Consider the following 25,136-nt stretch of genomic DNA (forward strand, 5'->3'; position numbering starts at 1 on the left):
TGACCTTGAAAATCAAAAGATCGCAGCCTTCGGCAGCTCCTACAGAGACATCAGACATCAGCGTTTGTAGTACCTGGCGATCATGTGATCGATCGACAATTTCCCCGGCCCGGTCGCCATCAGGTACAGCAACACCGCCGCCCAGGTGCCATGGGTCGGATAGGCATCGGGATAGACGAACACCTCGATGACCAGCGTCATGCCCAGCAGCGCCAACGCTGAAAATCTCGTGGCGAAGCCGATCAATATCAGCACCGGGAAAAAGTGTTCGGCGAACGCTGCCATGTGCGCGGCGATTTCCGGTGCCAGCAGCGGTACGTGGTATTCGCTCTGGAACAACGGAATCGTCGAGTCCGCCAAGTGTGGCCAGCCGAGTTGAACGGTGCCCTCGATCAAATCGATGGCCAGGCCCTCGACCTTGGTCTGCCCGGACTTCCAGAACACCGCGGCAATCGAGAACCGGGCGATGAAGGCGATCAGGCTGTGGGGAATCTTTTCCATTAGCCCGATGGCGCGAGTGATGAGGTTGTTCATGGCGATACCTTGTTGTTCAGGTCGGTGATGGCGTGGTGGCCGATCAGCAGGGCGAGGGTCTGCGGCAGATTGAAGGGCGGGCTGTCTTGCGCCGCTTGCAGCAGCGGTCGGTGATGGAGCAGATGGCGGATGAATACGCTGGCGCCGTGATCGAGGGCAAAGACCTCGACCTCCAGACCGTTGCGCAGCACCAGTGCGTGTTGCCCTTGATGGATATCGATACCCGCCAGTGTGGTGTCCTGCTGATGTGCGGCCCAGATCGAAACCACTGCGTAGGCGGAGTTGAGCAGGTGCAGCGAGGGATGCAGGGTGATGTTCAGTTCGGCCAGTGTTTGCGGATCGGCCAGCGCAGCGCTGATCTGTTGCGCACTGACTGTCGCCGCATCGGCGGCGTGATAAGCGCGGGTGCGCAAGCGTTCGAGCCGTGCGACGTCGGCCAGATACGGCACCTCGGCCGCCGGTTCGAATGCATCAATGAAGTCCGCCAGTCCGTCACCATAACGGCTCATCAACGGACTGTGCGGCGGCTGCTGCTGAATAAAAATGCTGGCCATGCCGCGAAAGAATTCTTCGCCGACCAACTGCTGCACCACCGGATAACTGTCGGCCAGCGCGTTGATCAATGAGCCTTGCACGTTATTGCGATACACCGAAAACCGGCTGGCAGGATCAGCGCCGTTGGCACTGTACAGGCCAGCGGGGCAGGGCAGGTGAGTGTCGAGCAGGGCGGCGCCGAAGTCGGCTTGAGTGCTCATGGCTGACTCCTTGCGTGCCGCAGCAACGCTTCGGCCTGCTGCGCCTCGGCCAGCAGCACGTTGAACGTCGGGAGGTGATTGTCCCGTTCGATCAAGGTTGCCACCGGGCCAACACGTTCGAGTGCCTGTCGGTATAACGCCCAGACGGCATCATCAACCGGCGCGCCGTGATCATCGATCAGCAAGCGATCGCCGAGGCTGTCGGCGTCTTCAGCGAACCCGGCCAGGTGAATCTCGCCGACGGCGTGCAAAGGCAGTGCCTCGAGGTAGGTCAGTGGATCGCGTTGATGGTTTATGCACGAGACGTAGACGTTGTTGACGTCAAGCAGCAGGCCGCAACCGCTGCGGCGGATCACCTCGGTGATGAACGCCGGCTCATCGATGGTCGAGCGCTCGAAGCCAAGATAGGTCGCTGGATTTTCCAGCAGCATCGGACGCTTGAGGGTGTTCTGCACCTGGTCGATATGCGCGCAGACGCGGTCAAGCGTCGGCGTGTCATACGCCAGCGGCAGCAGGTCATTGAGGAACACCGGGCCGTGGCTCGACCAGGCCAGGTGTTCGGAAAAGGCTTGCGGTTGATAACGCTCGATCAGTGTTTGCAGGCGTTGCAGGTGTTGCAGATCCAGTGGCCCCTCGGCCCCGATCGACAGCCCGACGCCGTGCAGCGACAGCGGATACTGCTCGCGGATCAACCCGAGAAAATGATGAAACGGACCGCCGTCGACCATGTAGTTTTCGGCGTGGACTTCGAAGAAACCGATGTCCGGTCGGGTGCCGAGCACTTCACGAAAGTGCCCGGTCTTGAGTCCCAGCCCCGCGCGGGGCGGGAGCCCGCAGAGGGCTGCCCGAGTGCGCGGTGGGACAGGTTCGTTGAGGGTGAACATGAGCGTCACTCGGGCAGGTCGTGGATCAGGACTTGGCTTTGAAGGCTTCCATCTGACCGAAGCCGGTCGGCGAGGTCTTGCTCTCGGTGGTGGTGCAGGTGCCTTTTGGCACGAACTTCCAGGCGTTGGCCTGGTAATCCATTTTCGCGGTGCCGGCACAAGTGGTGCCTGCGCCCGCGGCGCAATCGTTGTGACCCTTCATGGCCACACCGAAGCATTTTTCCATGTTGCTGTTGTCGGCGGCGTTGGCGCTGGAAACGGCAGTCATGCTCAGGGCGGAACCAAGAGCCAGAACCAGTGCAGCGGCGGACAGGGTGCGAGTGGTAGCAGTCATGATGTTTCTCCAGATTTGAGCTTGGGTTTTACAAGCGAAGTGCGCTTGCTTACCCCACTAGAGAACGCTCATGGCGATGCGTTACAGCGCAGCTGAAATTTTTCAGAAAAAATGCAAAACCCTGTAGGAGCTGCTGCAGGCTGCGATCTTTCGACTTTGATTTTTAAACCAGAAGCCAGATCAAAAGATCGCAGCCTGCGGCAGCTCCTACACGGAGGATGTGTGAGGTATAAAAAAACGGCCCGAAGGCCGTTTTTTTGCTCAGCGAAAAGCCTCAACCGCCGAGGTACGCCTCGCGTACTTTCGGGTCGGTGAGCAGTGCTTCACCGGTACCTTGCATGACCACGCGGCCGTTCTCCAGAACGTACGCACGGTCAGCGATTTTCAGCGCCTGGTTGGCGTTCTGCTCGACCAGGAACACCGTTACACCGTCCTTGCGCAGTTGTTCGATGATGTCGAAGATCTGCTGGATGATGATCGGTGCCAGGCCCAGCGACGGCTCGTCGAGCAGCAGCAGTTTCGGCTTGCTCATCAGCGCACGGCCGATGGCGAGCATCTGCTGTTCGCCGCCGGACATGGTGCCGCCGCGCTGGTTGAAGCGTTCTTTCAGGCGCGGGAACAGGCCGAGGACCTTGTCCATCTGCTCCTGATAGTCGCCCTTGTCGGTGAAGAAACCGCCCATCGACAGGTTCTCTTCAACGGTCAGACGGGCAAACACCCGACGACCTTCCGGCACCACGGCGATGCTCTTGCGCATGATCTGCGACGAGTCCTGGCCGACCAGTTCCTCACCCATGTAGCGGATGCTGCCGCTGTGCGCCTGCGGCGAACCGCACAGCGTCATCAGCAGCGTGGACTTGCCGGCACCGTTGGCGCCGATCAGGGTCACGATCTCGCCCTGGCGGACTTCGACGTTGACGCTGTGCAGGGCCTGGATCTTGCCGTAGAAGGTGGAAACGTTTTCGAACTGCAGCATTTACGCTTCCCCCAGGTAGGCTTTGATCACTTCAGGATTGTCGCGGATCTGTTCCGGCGTGCCATTGGCCAGCGGCGTGCCCTGGTTGATCACGACGATGTGGTCGGAAATGCTCATGACCAGTTTCATGTCGTGTTCGATCAGCAGCACGGTGACGTTGTGCTCTTCACGCAGCACGCTGATCAGCGCCTTGAGGTCTTCGGTTTCCTTCGGGTTCAGGCCGGCGGCCGGTTCGTCGAGCATGAGGATCCGCGGACGGGTCATCATGCAGCGGGCGATTTCCAGACGCCGTTGCTGACCGTAGGCCAGGGTGCCGGCGGTACGGTTGGCGAACTCTTTCAGGTTGACCTTTTCCAGCCAGTATTCGGCGTATTCCATGGCCTCGCGCTCGCTCTTGCGGAACGCCGGGGTCTTGAACAGGCCGGACAGGAAGTTGGTGTTCAGGTGACGGTGCTGCGCGATCAACAGGTTCTCGACCGCCGTCATGTCCTTGAATAACCGCACGTTCTGGAAGGTGCGCACCACGCCCTTGAGGGCGATCTTGTGCCCCGGCAGGCCCTGGATCGGCTCGCCGTCGAGCAGGATGCTGCCGCCCGATGGCTGGTAGAAACCGGTCAGGCAGTTGAACACGGTGGTCTTGCCCGCGCCGTTCGGCCCGATCAGCGCCACCACTTGTTTCTCCTTCACGGTCAGGGCCACGCCATTGACCGCCAGCAAGCCGCCGAAGCGCATGCTCAGGTTTTCGACTTTCAGGATCTCGCGGCTCATTTTCGCAACTCCATGTGTGGGCGTTGCATCGGCAGCAGACCTTGTGGACGCCAGATCATCATCAACACCATCAGCGCACCGAACATCAACATCCGGTATTCGCTGAACTCACGCATCATTTCCGGCAACAGGATCATCACCACGGCCGCGAGAATCACGCCCAGCTGCGAGCCCATGCCACCCAGCACAACGATGGCGAGGATGATCGCCGACTCGATGAAGGTGAACGATTCCGGCGTCACCAGTCCCTGACGAGCGGCGAAGAAGCTGCCGGCGAAACCGGCGAAGCTCGCGCCCAGGGTGAACGCCGACAGCTTGATCACGGTCGGGTTGAGGCCAAGCGCGCGGCAGGCGATTTCGTCTTCACGCAGCGCTTCCCACGCACGACCGATCGGCATGCGCAGCAGACGGTTGATGATGAACAGCGCCGCCAGTGCCAGCAACAGAGCAACCAGGTACAGGAAAATCACCTTGTTGATCGAGTTGTATTCGAGGCCGAAGTACTCGTGGAAGGTTTGCAGGCCTTCCGCCGCTTTGCGTTCGAAGGTCAGGCCGAAGAACGTCGGTTTCTCGATATTGCTGATACCGTTCGGACCACCGGTGATGTCGGTCAGGTTACGCAGGAACAGCCGGATGATCTCGCCGAAACCCAGGGTCACGATCGCCAGATAGTCACCGCGCAGACGCAACACCGGGAAGCCCAGCAGGAAGCCGAACGTCGCCGCCATCAGGCCGGCAATCGGCAGGCAGATCCAGAAGCTCAGGCCGTAGTAGTGCGACAGCAGCGCGTAGCTGTAGGCGCCGACGGCATAGAAGCCGACGTAACCCAGATCGAGCAGACCGGCCAGACCCACCACGATGTTCAGGCCGAGGCCGAGCATCACGTAGATCAGGATCAGCGTGGCAATGTCCACCGCGCCACGGGAGCCGAAGAACGGCCACACCAGCGCACCCAGAATCAGCGCAATGATGATGTAGCGCTGCGTGGTCGGCAGGGTCAGGAAGTTGCTGGCCTTGGCCGGGATCAACGGCAGGCCCGGCGAGGATTTCCACGCCTTGCTGATCTGCTGGTTGAACAGCACCCGCAGGAACATCAGCACCGAGCAGATGGCGATGGTCGCCAGAATGGCCGGGCTGGTGCCGTGCACTTCGAGGTTGATGCCGACGATGGTCAGTTTTAGACCGAGTACCGGGTAGGCCACGGCCCACACCAGCAAGGCACTGAACAGTGCCTGTTTAAGATTCCTAGTCATACTTTCTCAACCTCCGGACGGCCCAGAATGCCGGTCGGACGGAACAACAGCACCAGAACCAACAAGCCGAAAGCAACGACGTCCTTGTACTGGTCGCCGAAGATATCGGCGCCAAAGGCTTCCGCCACCCCAAGCACCAGCCCGCCGAGCATGGCGCCGGGGATGCTGCCGATGCCGCCCAGTACCGCAGCAGTGAAGGCCTTGAGGCCGACGAGGAAACCGGCGTTGGGGTTGATCACGCCGTACTGCATGCTCAGCAGCACAGCCGCAACGGCTGCCAGCGCGGCACCGATGACGAAGGTCAGGGCGATGATGTTGTTGGTGTTGATGCCCAGCAGGTTGGCCATCTTGATGTCTTCGGCGCAGGCGCGGCAGGCGCGACCCAGGCGAGAGCGGGAGATGAACAGCGTGAGGCCGAGCATGGCGACCAGGGTCACCACGAACACCACGATTTGCATGTAGGAAATCAGCACTTCATGTGCGCCACCTGGCCCGATGGAGAAGTTGCCGGGGATCAGGTTGGGGATGGATTTGTCCTTGGAGTCTTGCGCGAGCAGAACCGTGTTCTGCAGGAAGATCGACATACCGATCGCGGAAATCAGCGGGATCAGACGGTTGCTGCCGCGCAGGGGGCGGTAGGCAATCCGTTCGATGCTGTAACCGTAGGAACTGGTGACGACGATGCTCGCGATGAACGCGGCGGTCATCAACAGCGGGACGTTGTCGATTCCCATCATGGCCAGCCCGGCGATGGCGATGAACGCCACGTAGGAACCGATCATGTACACCTCGCCATGGGCGAAGTTGATCATTCCAATGATGCCGTAAACCATCGTATAGCCGATGGCGATCAGGGCATACGTGCTGCCAATGGTCAGGCCATTAACCAGCTGTTGGAAGAAGTGATAGATGTCAGGCATTACAACGCTCCTAAAAACCTGATACGCATTTCACTGGTGGAGTCATTTTCCCGCCCGGCCCCGTGGATCTTTATCCACTTCGAATCCGGGTTTTGCCAGCGAACCGCTGATGACGGTTTTGAGATTTTCAGGTGGGGAGACTGGCGGATCACGCCAGCGCGGCCCATACATTCGTAAAACAAAGCCCACGGCACGCCGTGGGCTTTATTGGCAGTCAGTCAGGGCGCGCCTTACTGAGGCGAAACTTCAGTTTTCGGTTTGCCGAAGTGCCACTCGTAAACCACAAACTTGAAGTCCTTCAGGTCGCCCTTGGCGTCGAAGCTCAGGTCGCCAGTAGGGGTCTTGAAGGTGCCGGCGTGAATGGCTTCGGCCACTTTGGCTGCGTCTTCGGACTTGGCTGCCTTGATGCCTTCGGCAATCACTTCAACCGCCGAGTAGGAAGGGAACACGAACGGGCCGCTCGGGTCTTCTTTCTTAGCCTTGAACGCATCTGCCAGGGCGACGTTGGCCGGATCCTGGTCGAAGGATTTCGGCAGGGTCACCAGCAGGCCTTCGGAGGACTCTTTGGCGATCTGCGAAATGGAGTCGTTACCCACGCCTTCCGGGCCCATGAACTTGGCTTTCAGGCCTTTTTCCTGGGATTGACGCAGGATCAGGCCCAGCTCCGGGTGGTAGCCGCCGTAGTAAACGAAGTCGACGTTGGCTTGTTTGAGCTTGGCGATCATCGAGGAGAAGTCTTTGTCGCCGGCGTTGACGCCTTCGAACACGGCGACTTTTACGCCTTTCTTCTCAAGAGTCGCCTTGACGGCGGTGGCGATGCCTTCACCGTATTGCTGTTTGTCGTGCAGTACGGCAACGATTTTCGGCTTCACGTGATCGGCAATGTAGTTACCGGCGGCAGGGCCCTGGGCGCTGTCCAGACCGATGGTGCGGAAGACCATTTTGTAACCACGGGCGGTGATGTCCGGGCTGGTGGCAGCCGGGGTAATCATCACCACGCCTTCGTCTTCGTAGATGTCCGAAGCTGGCTGAGTGGAGCTGGAGCACAGGTGACCAACCACGAACTTGACGCCGTCGTTGACGACCTTGTTCGCAACCGCTACGGCTTGTTTCGGATCGCACGCGTCATCGTATTCAACGGCTTCGAGTTTCTTGCCGTCGACGCCGCCCTTGGCGTTGATCTGCTCGATGGCCATTTTCGCGCCACTGAATTGCATGTCGCCGTATTGGGCTACAGGACCGGTTTTAGGGCCGGCGATACCAATCTTGATGGTGTCAGCGGCGAACGAATGGCTGGCAACCCCGGCCAGAACCATAGCGGCAAACAGTTTGGAAATCTGCTTAGTAGCCTTAGTCATAGTGCTCCACTCTTACTGTTGTAATTTTTTTGAGTTCTGGCGCCGTAGCAGCAGAACCGGGTCAGATATCTTGGCGATACCCTCCGGAAATGCCCCCGGCAACTGTACCGGTACAGTGTAGAGCGCCGGTTGTTGGCCTGGGAAGCTGGCGCCAGGGGGCAAAACTTGTGGGTGTCGCATTTTTGAATGAAAAAGACAGAATTGCGGCGGGGCTTTCGAGGGGCTTATGCCCCAAACAGCAGCATTCCTTGGCGTTCCTGCTCTTTTCGTTCGGTGAAGCCATTTGCAACTGGGTTTTTCTGCCGGACCACCGACGTTATCATTCGCGTCGATTTCTTTTCCGGACAGTCCCATGAATCAAGAACCTAGCACCCTCTATGCCAAGCTGCTTGGTGAAACCGCATCTATTACCTGGAAAGAGCTGGAGCCGTTCTTCGCCAAGGGTGCCCTATTGTGGGTCGACCCGGCCCTGGATTTGATCGCCGCCGCCGAGGCCGTGGCCTCGGACGATGGCGAGAAAGTCGCCGCCTGGCTGGCCGAAGACAAGGTCGCCAAGCTGTCTGAAACGCGGGCGCTGGATATTTTCGAGCGTGATCCAGCGCTGTGGGCGGTGGTGGTGAGTCCGTGGATTCTGATCCAGGAAAGGGCGGTCGCCTGAGCCTGTGCACCTTTTTGGTGCTCATGATCGTCAACGAAAAGTGTGTAGCCGAGTAGCGTGATGGCACGTTGCCGTAGAGAAAGGCCACAAGCGTGCGTGGCCTCACGGTGACGTAAACGTAACGGGAACAGTTTATTGAGCAGCCTGAGGGCTGCTTAATTGTTTCTGGATGTTGGAAGGGCTGAGATTTTCAGGGAATTTGCGGGCCCCATCGCTGGCAAGCCAGCTCCCACAGGTTGTGTGGTGTTCACAAATGGTTGTGTTCACATGGACCCGGTGGGAGCTGGCTTGCCAGCGATTGGGCGACTCGGTCTTCGATCAGACCGAGTAAGTCTTCCCGGTATGGTTATTCAGCGAAATAACCTTGGTCTTGCCGATCCGGTGACGGTAGATCTCGCGCAGGTACTTGATCGATTTCTTCACGCAATCGCGCGACAGGCGAATGTCGTTGATCGAAACAAACTTGTCCTTGTCGTTGATCAGTTCGCGGTACTTCTTCTCGTACATCGGTTTGATCGCGTACCAGTTGGTGTCGAGGATCTTCGCCGGGTTCTCGAATTCGTTGAGCAGATCGTCGATGCGGTCTTCGTCAAAGTCTTCATTAATGATGAAGTCGAGGATCGAGTTGTCCAGGGTCTCGTCGAAACGGTACGGGGTCTTGGCGAAGCAACGCTTGATGAACGCCACGATCAGGGTCAGGAAGTCGTCCGACAGACACGGGCTCTTGGCGATCAGGGTGGTCAGCGACAGGTTGGCCGACGCACCGATCACCAGCGCATAACGCTTGAGCGTGGTGTTGGGGAACAGGCTGTTGAGGTGGGTCTTCAACCGGTTCAGATCCATGTAGGACAGCTTGTAGTCTTTCGGCAACGAAACGATCGACACCACCGACGAGCAGTTCTTGAAGAAGTGCAGGTCGTGCAGCGCGGCGGCGTCGTAGCCGGAATTCTTGTACTGCTCCAGCGACGCGCGATAGCGCTTGGATTCGATTGGCAGCAGGCTGATGCCTTCGATGGCCTGGGTCACCTTGTTGAAGTGCGGCAGGTCGATCGAGCGGAAGAACAGATCGTCGATGTTCAGGCGCTGCGGCTCTTTGTCGAATACCTTGAACTTGTCGCTGCTCGGCGGCGGGGTTTCCGGCACCACCGATTCGGCGTAGGCAATCGCCACCGGGCCGGCCAGGCTCATAAACAGGTCGTTGGCGTCGAGGCGAATGGTTTCGCCGATGTCGATGCCGGCGCGACGGAAGTAGTTCTGGTCGTAGTCGGTGGTCACCGCCTGCGCCGTCAGAATGTTGAAGATCTGCTGCGAGATGTACTGGTTGGCGTGCTTCTCCATCGCATTGACATCAATGTTCTGGATGTTGCCGTCATCGCTCTCTTCGGCGTAACGCATGATGTCGTTGGAGATCAGCATCATCGCGTTCCACGGGCGAATACGGCCCATGACGCTGGCTTCGCTGCTGTCTTCATTGGCGAAGTTGTAGGAGAAATCCCATTCTTCCGACAGGTATTTGCACAACAGGCGTCCGGCGTTGATGTGCAGCGCCTCGGACATTTCGCTGCGGTGATCGGAAATGTTCGGCAGCACGCAGATGCCGCTGGTGAAGATCGGCTCGAACACGAACGAATGCCCGCTCTTGCCGTCATGCTCGTCCATCGGCTTGGTGTCGAACGTCTTGTTCATGTACGAGTGCTGCTGGGCCAGGCCGAATTCCGAAGCCATGCCCGAACCGGTACCGCCGCCGGCACTGAAGATCGAGAAGTACAGGCGCGACTGGTTGGCCTTGATGCCGCAGCTGTCGATCAGGTACGAGTGGATCATTTTCCAGTCAGGGCTGGAGAAACGCTGGGTGTCCTTGTTGAGGATGATCTTGGCCAGGTACTGACCGAGGATCGGCGCGTTACCGGCGCCACCGGCATGGACTTCGGACAAATCCATGATCTTCATTTTGCTGTAGTCGCGCAGAAAGCCGCTTTTCTCGCCCTTGCGCGAGAACCGGATGCGCCCGGCGATGTCCTTGTCGAGGTCGCCGAGCATCACCAGCGGTTCGACCAGGAACACCGGTTTGCTCGACTTGTTCGGGCCGATCCGCAGATTCTGCTTGATCCACTGCGCCGGGCTGTAGCCCTTGTCGGCCAGACGCCGATCCGCGGCGCGGTCTTCGTTGTTGAATTCGTTGAGGTAGAACTTGCGCGCGTTGTACACCAGCTCCGCGACGTCGAGGGCGATGTTCGAGCCGCAGCGACCGAGGCCGATCAGGCACACCGACGGGAATTCCTGGTCGTTGTGCTGTTCGTTGTCGCCTTCCAGGTGGGGCGGGCGCGGGAACACCAGATCGCGCAACCCGTCGAGGTTGTCGAGGATGCGGTCGGTGTTGGTTTCGGTGTAGTACAGATATTGCTGAGTGCCCAGCGGGCGCGAGGGAGGCAATGGCTTCATCGGAGCCGGGCTGTTCGCCGCAGGGCTCTGGGTCAGATCGGATACCGCAGTGGCCGGATTGTTTTTAGAAGTCATTGTGCGCCATATACCTGGACAGGGTTGGCTCGGCGACCGTTGTCATCGAGCCTCACGGAAAGAGGATCTCGCGTCTTTGACTGCGCGTATTTGGCCCGGGCGTCAGGGGCTTGGCCTGATCGTCGCGCGGGGGAATCCTTTCCTGATCGTTCATGAATCGGCCATTATTCAGTGATCTTTAATCGAAAAGAGGCAAAATGATGTCAACGCTACCTTCGTTGGGCTTTGCCGGAATCGGCCTGATGGGCTTGCCGATGTGCCAGCGTTTACTGGCGGCGGGCTACCCGTTGACCGTGTGGAACCGCAACCCGGCCAAGTGCGCGCCCCTGGTTGAAGCTGGCGCCCGGCAGGTGGCGACTCCAGCCGAGTTGTGCGAACACGCGGACGTGGTGATGCTGTGTCTGGCCGATACGGCGGTGGTGCGCGAGGTGGTGTTTGGCGCCGGCGGTGTTGTTGAAGGTGCGAAAAACGGCCAGTTGCTGGTGGACTTCTCCAGCCTCGAACCGACGGCTACTCGCGAGATGGCCGCCGACTTGGCAGGCAGAACCGGCATGGCCTGGCTTGATTCACCGGTGTCCGGCGGCGTGGCCGGTGCCGAGGCGGGCAACCTGGCAATCATGGTCGGTGGTGCGGTGACGGATCTGGATCGGGTGCGCCCGGTGCTGCTCAGCCTCGGTCAGCGTGTCACGCACATGGGGGGCATCGGCGCCGGGCAGGTGACCAAGGCTTGCAACCAGATGATCGTCGCCTGCAACGCGCTGGTGATTGCCGAAGTGGTCGCGCTGGCCGAACAGGCCGGAGTCGATGCGCGCCTGATTGCCGAAGCGCTGGCCGGTGGTTTTGCCGATTCGAAACCGCTGCAGATCCTCGCCCCGCAAATGGCCGAAAGCCGTTTTGAACCGGTGAAATGGCACGTGCGCACGCTGCTCAAGGATCTCGATACGGCGGTGAAATTCTCCCGCGAACAAGGCTCGGCCACGCCGATCAGCGGATTGGCCGCACAACTGATGCGCCTGCATGGGGCGCAGGGTTTTTTGCAGAAGGATCCAGCGACTCTGGTACACCTGTACCGCGCGCCAGACTCAGTGGATTGACCGAATGTGCGTGTTTGCGCTGATTGATTTCCTCGAGCACCGGACGGAGTTCATCCAGCGGCACCGGGCGGCTGAGCAGATACCCCTGAATGAAGTCGCAGCCCGAACGTTCGAGAAACTCGTACTGCTCCAGGCTTTCCACGCCTTCGGTCACCACCTGCAAGTGCAGGGTGTGGGCCATGACGATGATCGCCTGGACGATCTCCATGTCGGCAGTCGCCGCAGGAATGTCGAGGATGAACGAACGATCGATTTTCAGCGTATTGAGCGGCAGGCGTTTGAGGTAGGCCAATGATGAGTATCCGGTGCCGAAGTCGTCGATCGACAGCGATACGCCGAGGGCCCGGATCTGCCGCAACAGCACCAGCGTGTTGGCGATGTTGCCCATCAGCGCGTTTTCGGTGACTTCCAGCTCCAGCCGTTCCGGCGCGACGCCAGCGCTGCGCAGTGCACTTTCGATTTCGTTGGCCAGTTCTTCCCGGGCCAGGTTGAGCGGTGAGCAGTTCCAGGCGATTTTCAGTTCGTTGCAGCCGTGGCGCGTCAGTTCGCCGAGGTCGGTGCAGGCCCGGCGCAACACCCAGTTGTCCAGTTCGGCGATCAGGCCGTTGGTTTCGGCAATCGCGATGAAACGGTCCGGGGCCAGCAGGCCATGCAGCGGATGCTGCCAGCGAATCAACGCTTCGAGTTTGGTCACCCGGCCGGTTTTCAGTTCGAAGATGGGTTGGTAATACAGCGTCAGCCCGTGGTCTTCACGCAAAGCCTGGCGCAGTTCTTCTTCCAGTTGCAGTTCGAGGCTGGCGCGGGTCTTCATGTTCGAACTGAAAAAATGCAGGCCGTTACGCCCGGCACCCTTGGACTGATACAACGCCAGATCGGCGTGCTTGAGCAGTTCTTCGCAGGTGGTGCCGTCGTCGGGGAACAGGCTGATGCCGATGCTGGTGGTCATCACCATACGACGTCCGGCCAGTTCGATCGGCTCCTTCATTTTCTGCATGATCCGTTGCGCCATGCTGCGCGCTTCCTCGCGGTCGTGCAGGCCGATCAGGATGCAGAACTCGTCACCGCCAAAGCGTGCGACCACGTCGTCATGGCTGCGCACCGAGCCTTTGATGTGGTTGGCGATCACTTTGAGCAGGGCGTCGCCGGCGTCATGGCCGAGGCTGTCGTTGATCCGCTTGAAGTGGTCGATGTCGAGAAACATCACCGCGAGCATGCCGCCTTCGCTGGTTTTCTGGCTGAGTTTCTCGGCGAAGATCTGGTTGAAACCGCGACGGTTGATCAGGTTGGTCAGGGCGTCGTAATTGGCCACTTGTTGCAGCGACATCCGAGCCTGATCGAGCTGGCTGAGCAGGGCATTGACTCGGCGCAGATCCTGCTCCTTGCTCTGCAGTTTCTTGTCGGCCAGTGCCGCGCTGATCGCGCTGCCGAGAATCAACAGTGTGATCAGCGCGATGGTCAGGCCCAGTTGCAGGTGATTGGTTTCGGCACTCAATGTGGGCGTGGCGCCTTCGGGCAACACCAGATGCAACGCGGCCATCCCGGTGAAATGCATGCTGATGATGCCGGCGCCGAGGATGATCGCGGCGGTGTATTTGAACAGTTGATGAAAACGCCCACTGCCTTCACGCAAGTAACCGGCGACCCACAGCGCGGCGAAACTGGCGCTGATCGCAATCACGATCGACAGGCAGAACAACAGCGGCTCGTAATAGGCGGTGGCCACCGAGTGCATCGCCGCCATGCCGACGTAATGCATGCCGGCTATGCCCAAGCCAATGACGATGGCGGTTTTCAGGTAATGCACCCGTGAGGGATGGGGCACGCTCAGGGTGTGCATCGCCAGCCACGAAGCGAGCAGGGCGATCACCAGGGAAAACAGGGTGGTGGCCAGTTCGTAATGGATTTCGATCGGGGTCTGGAACGCCAGCATGGCAATGAAGTGCATGGCCCAGATACCGCCGGCCAGGCAAGTGGCGCCGATCCAGCGCCAGACCCGTTGCGAGCCCGGGTCTTCGGCATGGCCGACCCGCTCGGCCATGTCGAGGGTGGCAAAACTCGCGGCGCAGGCGACCAGATAAGCCACCAGCACCAGCAAGGGATTATGTGTGCAATCGAGAATGACCTGCCCGCCGTCCGGCAGCTCGGTAACAAACTGCAAACCAAGCCACTCCATAGCATCCCCGTCTCTGAAGTCGTCCCTTCTGCGTCAGAAACGCAGGCGAATGAGAGGAGTATAGAGGCGGTTTTTATCGTGCAAGCGATAGTGGCATATTGGCGGCAACCATTTCGGCATGAGCCTCATAGCGATTGGCGCTAAGCGTCAGGCGCTCTGGTCGTAGGGGATCTGATTCCAGTCCTTCTCGAGCGGCGGCAAGCCGAAGCGGGCGCGGGCCTTGTCGCAATCGACATTCTGTTCGCCGTTCTCCCAGGACGATTCGAATTCGCGGCAGGGGCTGGAGCGCTGCTCATAAATCGAGCACTGGACCTGACTGCCCACCTCGCCGACCAGCGCCGTACAACGCGGTGATTTGCAATCGGTGCCGTTCATCGCCACCCGGCTCGGGCTGATCTGCGTCACCAGCTCATCGGGCACTGTGCCACCGGAGGAGGCGCATTCACCCCAGAAAAAAGACACGCGAAAATGGGAACAGCAGGCACCGCAATTCAGACACGGACTGACTTCGGACATTAGGAGGGCATCAAAGGGGTTGATCGGCGAATCCGGACGGATCCGGCGGCTATTCTAGGCTTCGCCATGAACTTGGGAAGGGGGGCGCGAAAGTATTTTTTTGTAGCCGGGTTTTGCCGCAAAACCCCCGGTTTACGGGGGATTGCTGCGTTATCAAGGGCTTACGTTTCTTTACAGTGCCATGGCTCATTATCAGCTTGACGAATGATCACAGACAGCTACGCACCGCCTGTCTAGATTGCAGGTTCCGGGCTCGGATGCGTCGGCAGTGAAGCCCTCATAACAATAAAGAGACGGACCCATGCAGAACTCGACCCAAGCGGCGAATGCCTGGCGCATTCTGTTCCTGTTGTTCCTTGCCAACCTGTTCAACTTCTTCGACCGCACCATTCCAGCGATCATCATCGAGCCGATCCGCATGGAGTGGCACCTGAGTGACTTTCAACTGGGGATCGTCGGTACCGCGTTTACCCTGGTTTATGCGATTGCCGGTCTGCCGTTAGGCCGCATGGCCGACACTGGCTCGCGCAGCAAATTGATGGGCTGGGGCCTGGCGACCTGGAGCGCACTGACGGCGGTCAACGGCCTGGTTGGCAGCTTCTGGAGCTTTCTGCTGGTGCGCATGGGGATCGGCATTGGTGAAGCCAGTTACGCGCCGGCCGCCAACTCGCTGATCGGCGACCTGTTCCCGGCGCACCGCCGGGCGCGGGCCATGGGCATTTTCATGCTCGGGTTGCCATTGGGATTGTTGCTGGCGTTCTTCACCATCGGTGCGATGGTCAAGGCGTTCGACAGCTGGCGCGCGCCGTTCTTTATCGCGGCGGTGCCGGGGCTGATCCTCGCGGTGTTCATGTTCTTCATCAAGGAACCCAAGCGCGGTGCGGCGGAAATCGTGCAGGTGTCCCAGGATAAAGTCGACAGACCGATCCGCCGTGTCCTCGCCGTGCCGACATTCCTGTGGCTGGTGATGGCAGGCTTGTGTTTCAACTTCGCCACCTATGCCTGCAACTCGTTTCTGGTGCCGATGCTGCAGCGGTATTTCCTGATGCCGTTGCAGGACGCGGCGGTGGCAACCGGGGTGATTGTGGGGATCACCGGGTTGATCGGTCTGACACTCGGCGGCTGGATCGCTGACAAGATTCATCAACGAGTCGCCAACGGCCGGCTGCTGTTTGCCGGCGTCAGCCTGATCATCTCGACCGTGTGCACGGCCTGGGCGTTGCACGCCGGACGGGTCGAGATTGGCGTGTTCGTCGCGGTGTTCAGCGTCGGCTGGCTGTTTGCCTATAACTTCTACACCTGCGTGTACACGGCGATTCAGGACGTGGTCGAGCCGCGTCTGCGTGCGACGGCGATGGCGTTGTTCTTTGCCGGGCTGTACTTGCTCGGCGGTGGATTGGGGCCGGTGGTGGTGGGGGCCTTGTCCGATCACTTTGCGAAATCGGCCATGGTCTCTGCAGGCGCCGAACAGATGACCGAGGCGTTCAAGGCTGTCGGCCTGCATGATGCGATGTACCTGATTCCGGTGGCGCTGTTCTTGACCATGGTGTTTCTGTTTCTGGCGGCGCGGTGTTTTGTCCGGGATGCGCAGCGGATGAAGGAGGGGTTGGTGGCAGTGGTTGAGCCTGATGTTTCTGTGGCGACTGCATGATTGCTATCGCTGGCAAGCCAGCTCCCACAGTGACCGAGTCACACGCATAATTTGTAAACACTCCAAACCCTGTGGGAGCTGGCTTGCCAGCGATGGGGCCATCAGCATCAGCTGATAAATACCAGACAAACAAAAAGGCCCGCATCACTGCGGGCCTTTTCATTTACAGCGGTGGGGCAGGGTGGTTTAACCCGCCACCAGTACCCGAATCGCTTCCAGACGCAGCGCCGCTTTATCCAGCATCGCCAGACCCTGTTCACGCTGCTGGCGCAACGCATCGAGTTCGCTGTCGCGCACGGTCGGGTTGACCGCTTGCAATGCGGTCAGGCGCGCCAGTTCTTCGTCGGTATCGGCTGCCAGACGGCGCCGGGCCTCGGCCACGCGCTCGGCGTGACGCGGGGTGATCTTGTCTTCACCCGCGTTGATCCGTGGCGTCAGTTGATCGCGCTGGGCCTGGATGAACTTGTTGGCGCTGGCGCGAGGTACGCTTTCCAGTTGATCGTTGAGGGTTGCGAACGAGACCCGTGGCGACAGGTCGTTACCGTTGGCGTCGAGCAGGCAGCGCAAGGCGGCCGGCGGCAGGTAACGGCCCAGTTGCAGCGAACGCGGGGCAACCACTTCGCTGACGTAGAGCAGTTCCAGCAGCACGGTGCCCGGTTTCAGCGCCTTGTTCTTGATCAGCGCGACGGCGGTGTTGCCCATCGAACCGGACAGCACCAGGTCCATGCCGCCCTGCACCATCGGGTGTTCCCAGGTGATGAACTGCATGTCTTCGCGCGACAGCGCCTGGTTGCGGTCGTAGGTGATGGTCACACCTTCGTCGTCGCCCAGCGGGAAGCTGGCGTCGAGCATCTTCTCGCTCGGCTTGAGGATCAGGGCGTTTTCCGAGTGGTCTTCGCTGTCGATGCCGAACGCGTCGAACAGGGTTTCCATGTAGATCGGCAGGGCGAACTGGTCGTCCTGTTCAAGGATCGCCTCGACCAGTGCATCCCCTTCGCCAGCACCGCCGGAGTTGAGTTCCAGCAGACGGTCGCGACCGGTGTGTAGCTCTTGTTCCAGACGCTCGCGCTCGGTGCGGGCCTCGTCGATCAGTGCTTGCCACTCGCCGTCATCGGCTTCTTCGAGCAGCGGCAGCAGGCGCGGGCCGAACTGATGCTGCAAGGCGTTGCCGGTCGGGCAGGTGTTGAGGAACGCGTTCAACGCTTCGTGGTACCACTGGAACAGGCGCTCTTGCGGGCTGGTTTCCAGGTATGGCACGTGCAGTTCGATGATGTGCTTCTGGCCGATCCGGTCGAGACGACCGATGCGCTGCTCGAGCAGGTCCGGGTGCGATGGCAGATCGAACAGCACCAGGTGATGAGCGAACTGGAAGTTGCGACCCTCACTGCCGATTTCCGAGCAGATCAGTACTTGCGCGCCGAACTCTTCGTCGGCGAAGTAGGCGGCGGCGCGGTCACGCTCAAGGATGTTCATGCCTTCATGGAACACCGTGGCCGGGATGCCGGAACGCACGCGCAGGGCGTCTTCCAGGTCCATCGCGGTTTCGGCGTGGGCGCAGATCACCAGCACTTTGGTGCGCTTGAGCATTTTCAGCTGATCGATCAGCCACTCGACGCGGGGGTCGAATTTCCACCAGCGCTCTTCTTCGCTGGCGTCCGGCTGGGCCTGGAAGCTGACTTCCGGGTACAGCTCGGCGTGATCGCCCAGCGGCAGTTCGAGGTATTCGTCCGGGCATGGCAGCGGGTAAGGGTGCAGTTTACGCTCGGGGAAACCCTGCACCGCGGCGCGGGTGTTACGGAACAGTACGCGGCCGGTGCCGTGGCGGTCGAGCAGCTCACGCACCAGACGGGCGCTGGCTTCGCTGTCGCCATCGTTGACCGCGGTCAGCAGGGCTTCGCCTTCGTTGCCGAGGAAACCGTGGATGGTCTTGTGCGCTTCGGGCGACAGGCGTCCCTTGTCGAGCAGCTCCTGCACGGCTTCGGCCACCGGGCGATAGTTCTCGCTCTCGGCGCGGAAGGCGGCCAGGTCGTGGAAACGGTTCGGGTCGAGCAGGCGCAGACGGGCGAAGTGGCTGTCCTGACCGAGTTGTTCCGGGGTCGCGGTGAGCAGCAGTACGCCGGGAATCACTTCCGCCAGTTGCTCGACCAGCGCGTACTCCGGGCTGACCTTGTCTTCGTGCCACACCAGGTGATGGGCTTCGTCGACCACCATCAGGTCCCAGCCGGCGGCGAACAGGGCATCCTGCGCCTTCTCGTCTTCGACCAGCCATTCCAGGGCAACCAGTGCCAGCTGGGTGTCTTCGAACGGGTTAGTGGCATCGCTTTCAATGAAGCGTTCTTCGTCGAACAGCGCGACCTGCAGGTTGAAGCGGCGGCGCATTTCCACCAGCCACTGGTGCTGCAGGTTTTCCGGCACCAGAATCAGCACGCGATTGGCGCGGCCCGAGAGCAGTTGGCGATGGATCACCAGGCCGGCTTCGATGGTTTTCCCCAGACCCACTTCGTCTGCCAGCAGAACCCGTGGCGCGATGCGGTCGGCGACTTCACGGGCGATGTGCAACTGGTGCGCGATCGGTTGCGCACGCACGCCGCCCAGGCCCCAGACCGAGGACTGCAATTGGCGGCTGGTGTGTTCCAGGGTGTTGTAGCGCAGGGAGAACCATGGCAGCGGGTCGATCTGTCCGGCGAACAGGCGGTCGCTGGCCAGACGAAACTGAATGAAGTTCGACAGCTGGGTTTCCGGCAGGGTGACGGCTTCGTTCTGCCCGTTGAGACCGTGATAGACCATCAGCCCGTCGACATCGTCGACTTCGCGCACGGTCATTTTCCAGCCTTCGAAGTGAGTAATGGTGTCACCCGGCGAGAACCGCACGCGGGTGAGGGGCGCATTCCGTAGCGCGTACTGGCGGGTTTCGCCAGTGGCCGGGTAGAGCACGGTCAACAAGCGGCCGTCCTGTGCCAGAACGGTGCCTAAACCAAGCTCTGCTTCGCTGTCACTGATCCAGCGTTGCCCCGGTTGATACTGCTGCGCCATGCTGCCTGACTCCCACCTTGAAAAAGCGGGCTATCTTAACGGAATGCAGGCTTCAGGGCCAAAGATTACTGGGTAGGAGCTGCCGCAGGCTGCGATCTTTTGATCTACGGAAACACCTGAGTTCTACGTTGTCCCATTAAAAGATCGCAGCCTTCGGCAGCTCCTGCAGTGCCAACCCGATCACAGATTTGCGACGGATGGCTCAAGGCGCCTTTGCCGCAGCCGATAGCCTGCTGACAGGAGACCCTTTATATGCTGCCACCGATGCTCCCCCTGAGCGCTGTGCCGATCACTTCCCAGCAGGATCCGATTCGCCAGCGGCCGGACATTCCTCCGGTGGTGCCGGTGCAGGAAAGCTCCAACGAAAGCACGATCGACCTGCAAAAGCGCGACCCGGAAGAGGATCGTCTGCTGGCGCGCGAAGAACAGCGCCGTCAACAGGAACGCGATCGGCGCCGTCGCGAAGCCGACGAAGACCCGGAAGAACACCTCGCCGTGCCGGGCACCGAGCTCAATGCCGACAACACTGTGCCGGTGGTGCCGCTGATGGAAGATCAGCCGCGCCAGGGCTTGTGGGTCGATATCGAGATCTGAGCCCGCCGATTTACACGAATTGTTGTCGGGTGCCGGTGTCAGGCTGCATGATTGGCGCAGCCCTGCCGCTGATGCGGCAGTTGTGTTTTCTTCCAAGTGATGCGCTGAACGCCATGAGCCAAGATGAAAAACTGATCGACCTCGGCACTGAACGCGCCAAGCGTGTGCATGATCTCAACGAAAAGCGGCTGAACGAAGTGCGCAAGGCCTTCGAGCAGGCCATGCCGTTGGGAAAAACCCAGAAAAAGCCGAAAAAGAAACCGAAAAAGCGTTGATCTCCCCCTGCATCCTTTGATGCAGGTCAGTTATTTTCCCGCCTTTATCCTCTGTGTTGACCGGACTTGATCCTGGTCAATTTCTGCGCCTGCGCGATTGGTTAACTTAGCTCCATCGCAGCAAAGCAGGGGCCAGGAGGCCACAGTCATGTTTTTCGATAACGTGGTGTTTGCCGGGGTTCTGACCGTAGGTCTCATGGTTCTGTTTTTTGCAGGGTTTGGATTTTTTATCTGGAAGGACGCGCATAAGCGCAAGAAGTAGGTCTTTTAGGGTTTGATGAGCACGCAAGGCATTTTGGGCGACTTCGGTTGCCCTTTTTTTTTGTCTTGGCGGCCTTTGGGCCGACCATGTTCTTGGGGTTCTGGGTGTAGATCCGTTTCTGCGGGTGTTGCTTATTACGGTTCCGCCCTTACGGCGGGTCACCTTTTCCAAACGCCGAAAAGGTAACCCAAAAGGCTTTACCCTGACGTTCGGCCCTCGCTTGGGCTCGGGTTCCTTCGCTACGGGATTCATCCGGGGGCAGCGCCTACGGTTTGCTTCGCTGCACCTCCTCTCGCTGTGTTTGGCTGCGCCAAACGGTCGCTGCGCTCCCACCCCCGGATAAATCCCTCCACTCAGACTGCCGACGGGCCCTCAGATCAAGAGCGGTACTCGAGCTAACGCTCATTGTGTTGAGTGGGGCGGCTTCGCCGCATGGGGTGTGCACGAATAAAGTTGTGGGAGCGAGCCTGCTCGCGAAGGCGGCCTGACAGCCGACCAAATTTTTAACTGATGGCACCCGATCCCAGTGTGGGAGCTGGCTTGCCAGCGATGGCGGCCTGACAGCCGACCAAACTCCAACTGAAAGCACCCAATCCCATGTAGGAGCTGCCGAAGGCTGCGATCTTTTGATCTGCTTTGGCTTTGGCTTTGGCTTTGGCTCTTGATCTGGCTTTTGATCTTCAGCCCCTTCGGCAGGCCGAGCGAAGGTGTCCATCCGGGGGTAGGCGCGCAGCGTCATGCGGCGAAGCCGCATGCATCGAGAGGAGGTGCAGCGAAGCAAACCGTAGGCGATGCCCCCGGATGGACACCGTAGCGAGGGAACACTGAGCCTCAGCGAAGTGCCGTACGCCGGGGCAAGACTTTTTGGTTACTTTTGAGGCGTTTGTCAAAAGTGACCCGCCGTAAGGGCGGAACCGTAATCAGCAACCCCGCAGCAACGGATATGCCCCCAATACAACCCAAACAAAAAAGGCGCGATCCTCACGAATCACGCCTTTCTCATGCACCGCTGTCTATCAGCTACCCAACGCCTTCGACGCCAGCCAGAACAACCCGGCCGACAGCGCCACCGTCGCCGGCAAGGTCAGCACCCACGCCAGCAAAATGGTACGAACAGTCCCGCCTTGCAGGCCGCTCTTGTTGGCGACCATGGTGCCGGCCACGCCCGAGGACAGCACGTGGGTGGTGGATACCGGCAGGCTGAAGATGTTGGCCATGCCGATCAGACTCGCGGTGGTGATCTGCGCCGACATGCCCTGGGAATAGGTCATGCCTTGCTTGCCGATCTTCTCGCCGATGGTCAGTACCACGCGTTTCCAGCCAACCATGGTGCCCAGGCCCAAGGCCAGCGCGACCGCCAGAATCACCCAGAACGGGGCGTATTCGGTGGTGGTGGTCAGGTCTTTGCGCAGTTTGTCCAGGTCAGCCTTTTCACGCGCTTCCAGGCCTGGCAGCTTGCCGACTTTCTTCGCAGTGTCGTCCAGGCACAGCAGGTAGCGACGCACTTCGATGCGGCTTTCCGAGGACAGCGAATGGTAGTCCGCTACACCTTTAAGCGTATCGAGCAGGGCGTTGATGGTCGGTTCGGTCTGCTGCGGGTTGCAGCGGAATTTCTCCGGCAGGTCGCCTTCAACGCTTTTGCCCAGGGCCAGGAATTCGCCCAGAGAATCGGCATTGCGCTTGTAGAACTGGCTCAGGTGCAGGGTCGCGTCGCGGGTGCGTTCGATCTGGTAAGTGGTGCTGCTCAGGTCGAGGACGAACTGCGCAGGCACGATACCGATCAACACCAGCATGATCAGGCCGATGCCTTTCTGGCCATCGTTGGAGCCGTGCACGAAGCTCACGGCCATGGCCGAGATCACCAGGACCAGGCGGTTCCAGAACGGCGGATGTTTCTTGTCGTCGATCTTGCGGCGCTGTTCCGGGGTCTTGTGCATCTTCGACAGCGGGCGCCACCACTTCAGGCCGATCAGGATCAGCGCGGCGATCAGGAAACCAGCCATTGGCGAGAACACCAGCGAAGCGCCGATGTCGATCGCTTTCTGCCAGTTCACACCGTCGGCCAACGGGATGTTGTTGATCAGGGCGTTGGCCAGGCCGACGCCAAGGATCGAGCCGATCAGGGTGTGGGAACTGGAGGCCGGGATACCGAAGTACCAGGTGCCCAGGTTCCAGGTGATCGCCGCGGCGAGCAACGAGAACACCATCGCCAGGCCATGGCCGGTGTTCACATTGATCAGCAGTTCTACCGGCAGCAGGTGAACAATGGCATACGCCACGCCAACGCCGCCCAGCAACACGCCGAGGAAGTTGAACACACCGGAGAAGAACACCGCCAGGTGAGGCGGCATGGCTTTGGTGTAGATAACAGTGGCTACCGCGTTAGCGGTGTCATGAAATCCATTGATGAACTCGAAGGCGAGGACAAACGTCAGGGCGAGCAAGAGGCTCACAAGCACCCAAGCATCCAGTCCGCTGAATAAATCGATCATGAAGGTTTTCTGACCCGGTCATAAGGGGGCGCGATTATGCCAGAAAAGACTGGAAATCGATCCCCTACCTGCTCATCGGTAGCAATCAATGTCGAATTAAATTGTTGCAAGGTGCAAAGCCCGAGCGTGTTGCAGGGTTTTTCAAGTGTTTGATTCTCTTGAGAAAACCTTCAGGCAGCAGGCGTTTCGTCGAGTGCGCGAGGGCCTCAAACGCTTGTGTGAAATATCTCTGAAACGAGCCAGACACGCTCCTTTCCCGCGCAACACGGGGGAGGTGGCCGCTGCCCGCGGATAGCGGGCGCGCAAGGCATTGTCGGGTCACCGCGCTTGTAGCCGGTGGCGACGCAGACCCTCGAAAAACTCACAATCGCCGATTCATGGCTCTTCGGTTTTGAGTTCTTCTTCCATCTTTTTCAGTTCTTGCTGGAAAACCTGATCCTGAACAGTGGGGCGTTTACGCCATGCTTTGCGTTCCGGTTCCGGTTGAGCGGCGTAGGTGGTGACTTCCCCGCCGTAAACTTCCTTGTAACGTTGTTCCTGGCGCTCAAGTTCCGCGCGCAGTTCGTCTTTCGTCACAGTGCTACCTGTTTGAGTTGAGATGAATGTCTGGTGAAACGCACGGCAACGAGTCGATTGAGCGCGTCCACCGAAAGGTCATGCCCGTAAAGGCATTGGAGTTATCGGCAGGGCGGTCAAGACTTCCATGTTGCAGGCGGCTGCGACACCAGATTAAAACTGACGCAGCATCAGTTGCCTGTTTCAGCGGGCGCTGTCGTTGCATGAGTCATGCGCGTCAGCGCTGGCCGGAGCTGTCGGCGATTGGCATCGCTTCGGCAGGTGGCGGCTTCGGTGAATAAAACCGGCCCCACTGAGAGGCATTATAGCGGTCGATTCGGGATTGACTATCTTTGCCAAGTTAAAAACGGTTCCGGATGTGTGATTGTTTTTGTGACTGACAATTTTTATCGCTAGTTGAAATCCGCTGAAACCTTTATGCGCTCAGTGTTGTGTTTCTGACGCCATTAAGTCGAACAACTAACGCACGATGGAAAGTTGGATTAACCCGTTCCATGGTCGACCCGGCAAACCATGAAGAGCCTGTGCCGCGGATTGCGATAATCGGTCGATGGTTCGATAATCGCCCAATCTTGGCGTCCCGGTCCTTGTGCATTTGCCGGCGAGCCGCTTGTATGGCCATTGATCCGTGCCGGAAAAAAGGACAAAAGATGAACGATCAAATGCGCAACTCCTTCACCTCCGTGGCGCCGCCGATCGTCGCGTCGCCAGCCAAGCGTATCCAGGCGCTGACGGGCGATCCGGATTTCATGACCTCGCTGGCCCGTGGCCTGGCGGTGGTGCAGGCGTTTCAGGAGCGCAAGCGGCACCTGACCATCGCCCAGATCAGCCATCGCACGGAAATTCCCCGCGCCGCCGTGCGCCGTTGTCTGCACACCTTGATCAAACTGGGTTACGCCACCACCGATGGCCGCACGTACTCGTTGTTGCCCAAAGTGCTGACCCTCGGCCACGCGTATCTGTCGTCGACGCCGCTGGCGGTCTCGGCCCAGCCGTACCTCGACCGCATGAGCGAGCAACTGCACGAAGCCTGTAACATGGCCACGCTCGAAGGTGACGACATTCTGTACATTGCCCGTTCGGCGACCACGCAACGGCTGATCTCGGTGGATCTGTCGGTGGGCGGACGTCTGCCGGCCTATTGCACCTCGATGGGCCGTATCCTGCTGGCGGCGCTGGACGACACTTCGCTGCGCGAATACCTCGACCATGCCGAACTGGTGGCCAAGACCAGCCGCACCCTGCATACCCCGGAAAGTCTGCTCGCATGCCTGCAGGAAGTGCGGCAACAGGGCTGGTGCATCGTCGATCAGGAGCTGGAGCAGGGCCTGCGCTCGATTGCGGTGCCGGTCTACGATGCATCGGGCCAAGTGGTGGCGGCGCTCAACGTCAGTACCCACGCCGGCCGCGTCAGTCGCACCGAGCTGGAGCAACGCTTCCTGCCGGGCCTGCTCAGCGCCAGCCGCGACCTCAGCGCGCAACTGTTCGCCTGATGAAGCTGTTCGATAAACGC

General features: G+C 59.8%; 22 protein-coding genes. 7 read left to right on the plus strand and 15 right to left on the minus strand.

The genetic code is table 11. The annotated features are described in order from the left end of the window. Positions 1-57: 57 nt before the first annotated feature. The 9 genes from GTQ41_RS06630 to GTQ41_RS06670 form a co-directional block, all read right to left on the minus strand. Entirely contained in the window at positions 58-534 is a 477-nt protein-coding gene (locus GTQ41_RS06630) for a DoxX family protein (RefSeq protein WP_047292114.1), read from the minus strand. Next, on the minus strand, positions 531-1,289 hold the full coding sequence (locus tag GTQ41_RS06635; RefSeq protein WP_047292118.1) for a DUF2063 domain-containing protein: 759 nt from the start codon (positions 1,287-1,289) through the stop codon (positions 531-533). Before GTQ41_RS06635 ends, GTQ41_RS06630 begins: the two co-directional genes overlap by 4 nt. After that, entirely contained in the window at positions 1,286-2,173 is an 888-nt protein-coding gene (locus GTQ41_RS06640) for a DUF692 domain-containing protein (RefSeq protein WP_047292119.1), read from the minus strand. Before GTQ41_RS06640 ends, GTQ41_RS06635 begins: the two co-directional genes overlap by 4 nt. A 25-nt stretch (positions 2,174-2,198) precedes the next feature. Beyond that, positions 2,199-2,507 carry a DUF2282 domain-containing protein gene (locus GTQ41_RS06645; protein ID WP_047292122.1) on the minus strand — a complete coding sequence of 103 codons (309 nt, stop codon included), beginning with the start codon at positions 2,505-2,507 and terminating at the stop codon, positions 2,199-2,201. A gap of 274 nt (positions 2,508-2,781) precedes the next feature. Continuing rightward, positions 2,782-3,483: an ABC transporter ATP-binding protein gene (locus GTQ41_RS06650; protein ID WP_003222380.1), complete on the minus strand. Its 702-nt coding sequence runs from the start codon at positions 3,481-3,483 to the stop codon at positions 2,782-2,784. Continuing rightward, positions 3,484-4,251 (minus strand): high-affinity branched-chain amino acid ABC transporter ATP-binding protein LivG, encoded by a 768-nt coding sequence (gene livG / locus GTQ41_RS06655; protein ID WP_047292124.1) that lies wholly within the window; start codon positions 4,249-4,251, stop codon positions 3,484-3,486. Then, entirely contained in the window at positions 4,248-5,504 is a 1,257-nt protein-coding gene (locus tag GTQ41_RS06660) for a high-affinity branched-chain amino acid ABC transporter permease LivM (protein ID WP_047292126.1), read from the minus strand. Before GTQ41_RS06660 ends, livG begins: the two co-directional genes overlap by 4 nt. Then, entirely contained in the window at positions 5,501-6,424 is a 924-nt protein-coding gene (gene livH, locus GTQ41_RS06665; protein WP_027614381.1) for a high-affinity branched-chain amino acid ABC transporter permease LivH, read from the minus strand. The genes GTQ41_RS06660 and livH overlap by 4 nt, the downstream gene beginning before the upstream one ends. A 230-nt stretch (positions 6,425-6,654) precedes the next feature. Then, positions 6,655-7,782: a branched-chain amino acid ABC transporter substrate-binding protein gene (locus GTQ41_RS06670; protein ID WP_047292128.1), complete on the minus strand. Its 1,128-nt coding sequence runs from the start codon at positions 7,780-7,782 to the stop codon at positions 6,655-6,657. A gap of 352 nt (positions 7,783-8,134) precedes the next feature. Between GTQ41_RS06670 and GTQ41_RS06675 the strand changes: the two genes are divergently transcribed. Next, positions 8,135-8,440 carry a DUF2288 domain-containing protein gene (locus tag GTQ41_RS06675; RefSeq protein ID WP_047292130.1) on the plus strand — a complete coding sequence of 102 codons (306 nt, stop codon included), beginning with the start codon at positions 8,135-8,137 and terminating at the stop codon, positions 8,438-8,440. A gap of 318 nt (positions 8,441-8,758) precedes the next feature. On the opposite strand, the gene GTQ41_RS06680 is transcribed toward GTQ41_RS06675, so the two are convergent. Beyond that, positions 8,759-10,957: a hypothetical protein gene (locus GTQ41_RS06680; protein WP_047292132.1), complete on the minus strand. Its 2,199-nt coding sequence runs from the start codon at positions 10,955-10,957 to the stop codon at positions 8,759-8,761. A gap of 197 nt (positions 10,958-11,154) precedes the next feature. Here GTQ41_RS06680 and GTQ41_RS06685 point away from each other — a divergent pair, with 197 nt between their 5' ends. Continuing rightward, positions 11,155-12,051 (plus strand): NAD(P)-dependent oxidoreductase, encoded by an 897-nt coding sequence (locus GTQ41_RS06685; RefSeq protein ID WP_196302416.1) that lies wholly within the window; start codon positions 11,155-11,157, stop codon positions 12,049-12,051. On the opposite strand, the gene GTQ41_RS06690 is transcribed toward GTQ41_RS06685, so the two are convergent. Together GTQ41_RS06690 and GTQ41_RS06695 are read right to left on the minus strand one after the other, a co-directional pair. Further along, on the minus strand, positions 11,942-14,224 hold the full coding sequence (locus GTQ41_RS06690; protein ID WP_047292134.1) for a bifunctional diguanylate cyclase/phosphodiesterase: 2,283 nt from the start codon (positions 14,222-14,224) through the stop codon (positions 11,942-11,944). The two genes, GTQ41_RS06685 and GTQ41_RS06690, sit on opposite strands and share 110 nt — an antisense overlap. Before the next feature lie 147 nt (positions 14,225-14,371). Beyond that, positions 14,372-14,740, minus strand: coding sequence for a YkgJ family cysteine cluster protein (locus GTQ41_RS06695; protein WP_041070557.1), 369 nt, complete (start codon positions 14,738-14,740; stop codon positions 14,372-14,374). A gap of 301 nt (positions 14,741-15,041) precedes the next feature. On the opposite strand from GTQ41_RS06695, the gene GTQ41_RS06700 reads away from it, so the two are divergent. Next, entirely contained in the window at positions 15,042-16,391 is a 1,350-nt protein-coding gene (locus GTQ41_RS06700) for an MFS transporter (RefSeq protein ID WP_095667335.1), read from the plus strand. 186 nt (positions 16,392-16,577) lie between these two features. Here the strand turns inward: GTQ41_RS06700 and rapA are convergent, their stop codons facing one another. Further along, the gene (gene rapA / locus GTQ41_RS06705; RefSeq protein ID WP_047292138.1) at positions 16,578-19,424 is read right to left on the minus strand and encodes an RNA polymerase-associated protein RapA; all 2,847 of its coding nucleotides are present in this window, start codon (positions 19,422-19,424) and stop codon (positions 16,578-16,580) included. Between the two features lie 252 nt (positions 19,425-19,676). Between rapA and GTQ41_RS06710 the strand changes: the two genes are divergently transcribed. The 3 genes from GTQ41_RS06710 to ccoM all read left to right on the plus strand — a co-directional run bounded on the left by GTQ41_RS06710 (position 19,677) and on the right by ccoM (position 20,555). Then, complete coding sequence (locus tag GTQ41_RS06710; protein ID WP_003222394.1) at positions 19,677-20,018, plus strand: hypothetical protein; 342 nt, start codon at positions 19,677-19,679, stop codon at positions 20,016-20,018. Positions 20,019-20,065: 47 nt separating this feature from the next. Further along, a complete protein-coding gene (locus GTQ41_RS06715) occupies positions 20,066-20,293 on the plus strand; it encodes a hypothetical protein (protein ID WP_047292140.1) in 228 nt (75 codons plus the stop codon). Positions 20,294-20,441: 148 nt separating this feature from the next. Beyond that, on the plus strand, positions 20,442-20,555 hold the full coding sequence (gene ccoM, locus GTQ41_RS28770) for a cytochrome c oxidase subunit CcoM (RefSeq protein WP_041070550.1): 114 nt from the start codon (positions 20,442-20,444) through the stop codon (positions 20,553-20,555). Between the two features lie 1,016 nt (positions 20,556-21,571). Here the strand turns inward: ccoM and GTQ41_RS06720 are convergent. Both GTQ41_RS06720 and GTQ41_RS06725 read right to left on the minus strand, forming a co-directional pair. Further along, entirely contained in the window at positions 21,572-23,047 is a 1,476-nt protein-coding gene (locus tag GTQ41_RS06720) for an inorganic phosphate transporter (protein WP_007963152.1), read from the minus strand. A 375-nt stretch (positions 23,048-23,422) separates the two neighbouring features. Further along, positions 23,423-23,623, minus strand: coding sequence for a hypothetical protein (locus GTQ41_RS06725; RefSeq protein ID WP_003222398.1), 201 nt, complete (start codon positions 23,621-23,623; stop codon positions 23,423-23,425). Between the two features lie 650 nt (positions 23,624-24,273). Here GTQ41_RS06725 and pcaR point away from each other — a divergent pair. Continuing rightward, entirely contained in the window at positions 24,274-25,116 is an 843-nt protein-coding gene (pcaR, locus tag GTQ41_RS06730; RefSeq protein WP_041070522.1) for a pca regulon transcriptional regulator PcaR, read from the plus strand. The last annotated feature ends 20 nt before the right edge of the window (positions 25,117-25,136 follow it).

The organism is Pseudomonas sp. AN-B15, assembly GCF_019056475.1.
GTDB lineage: Bacteria > Pseudomonadota > Gammaproteobacteria > Pseudomonadales > Pseudomonadaceae > Aquipseudomonas > Aquipseudomonas parakoreensis.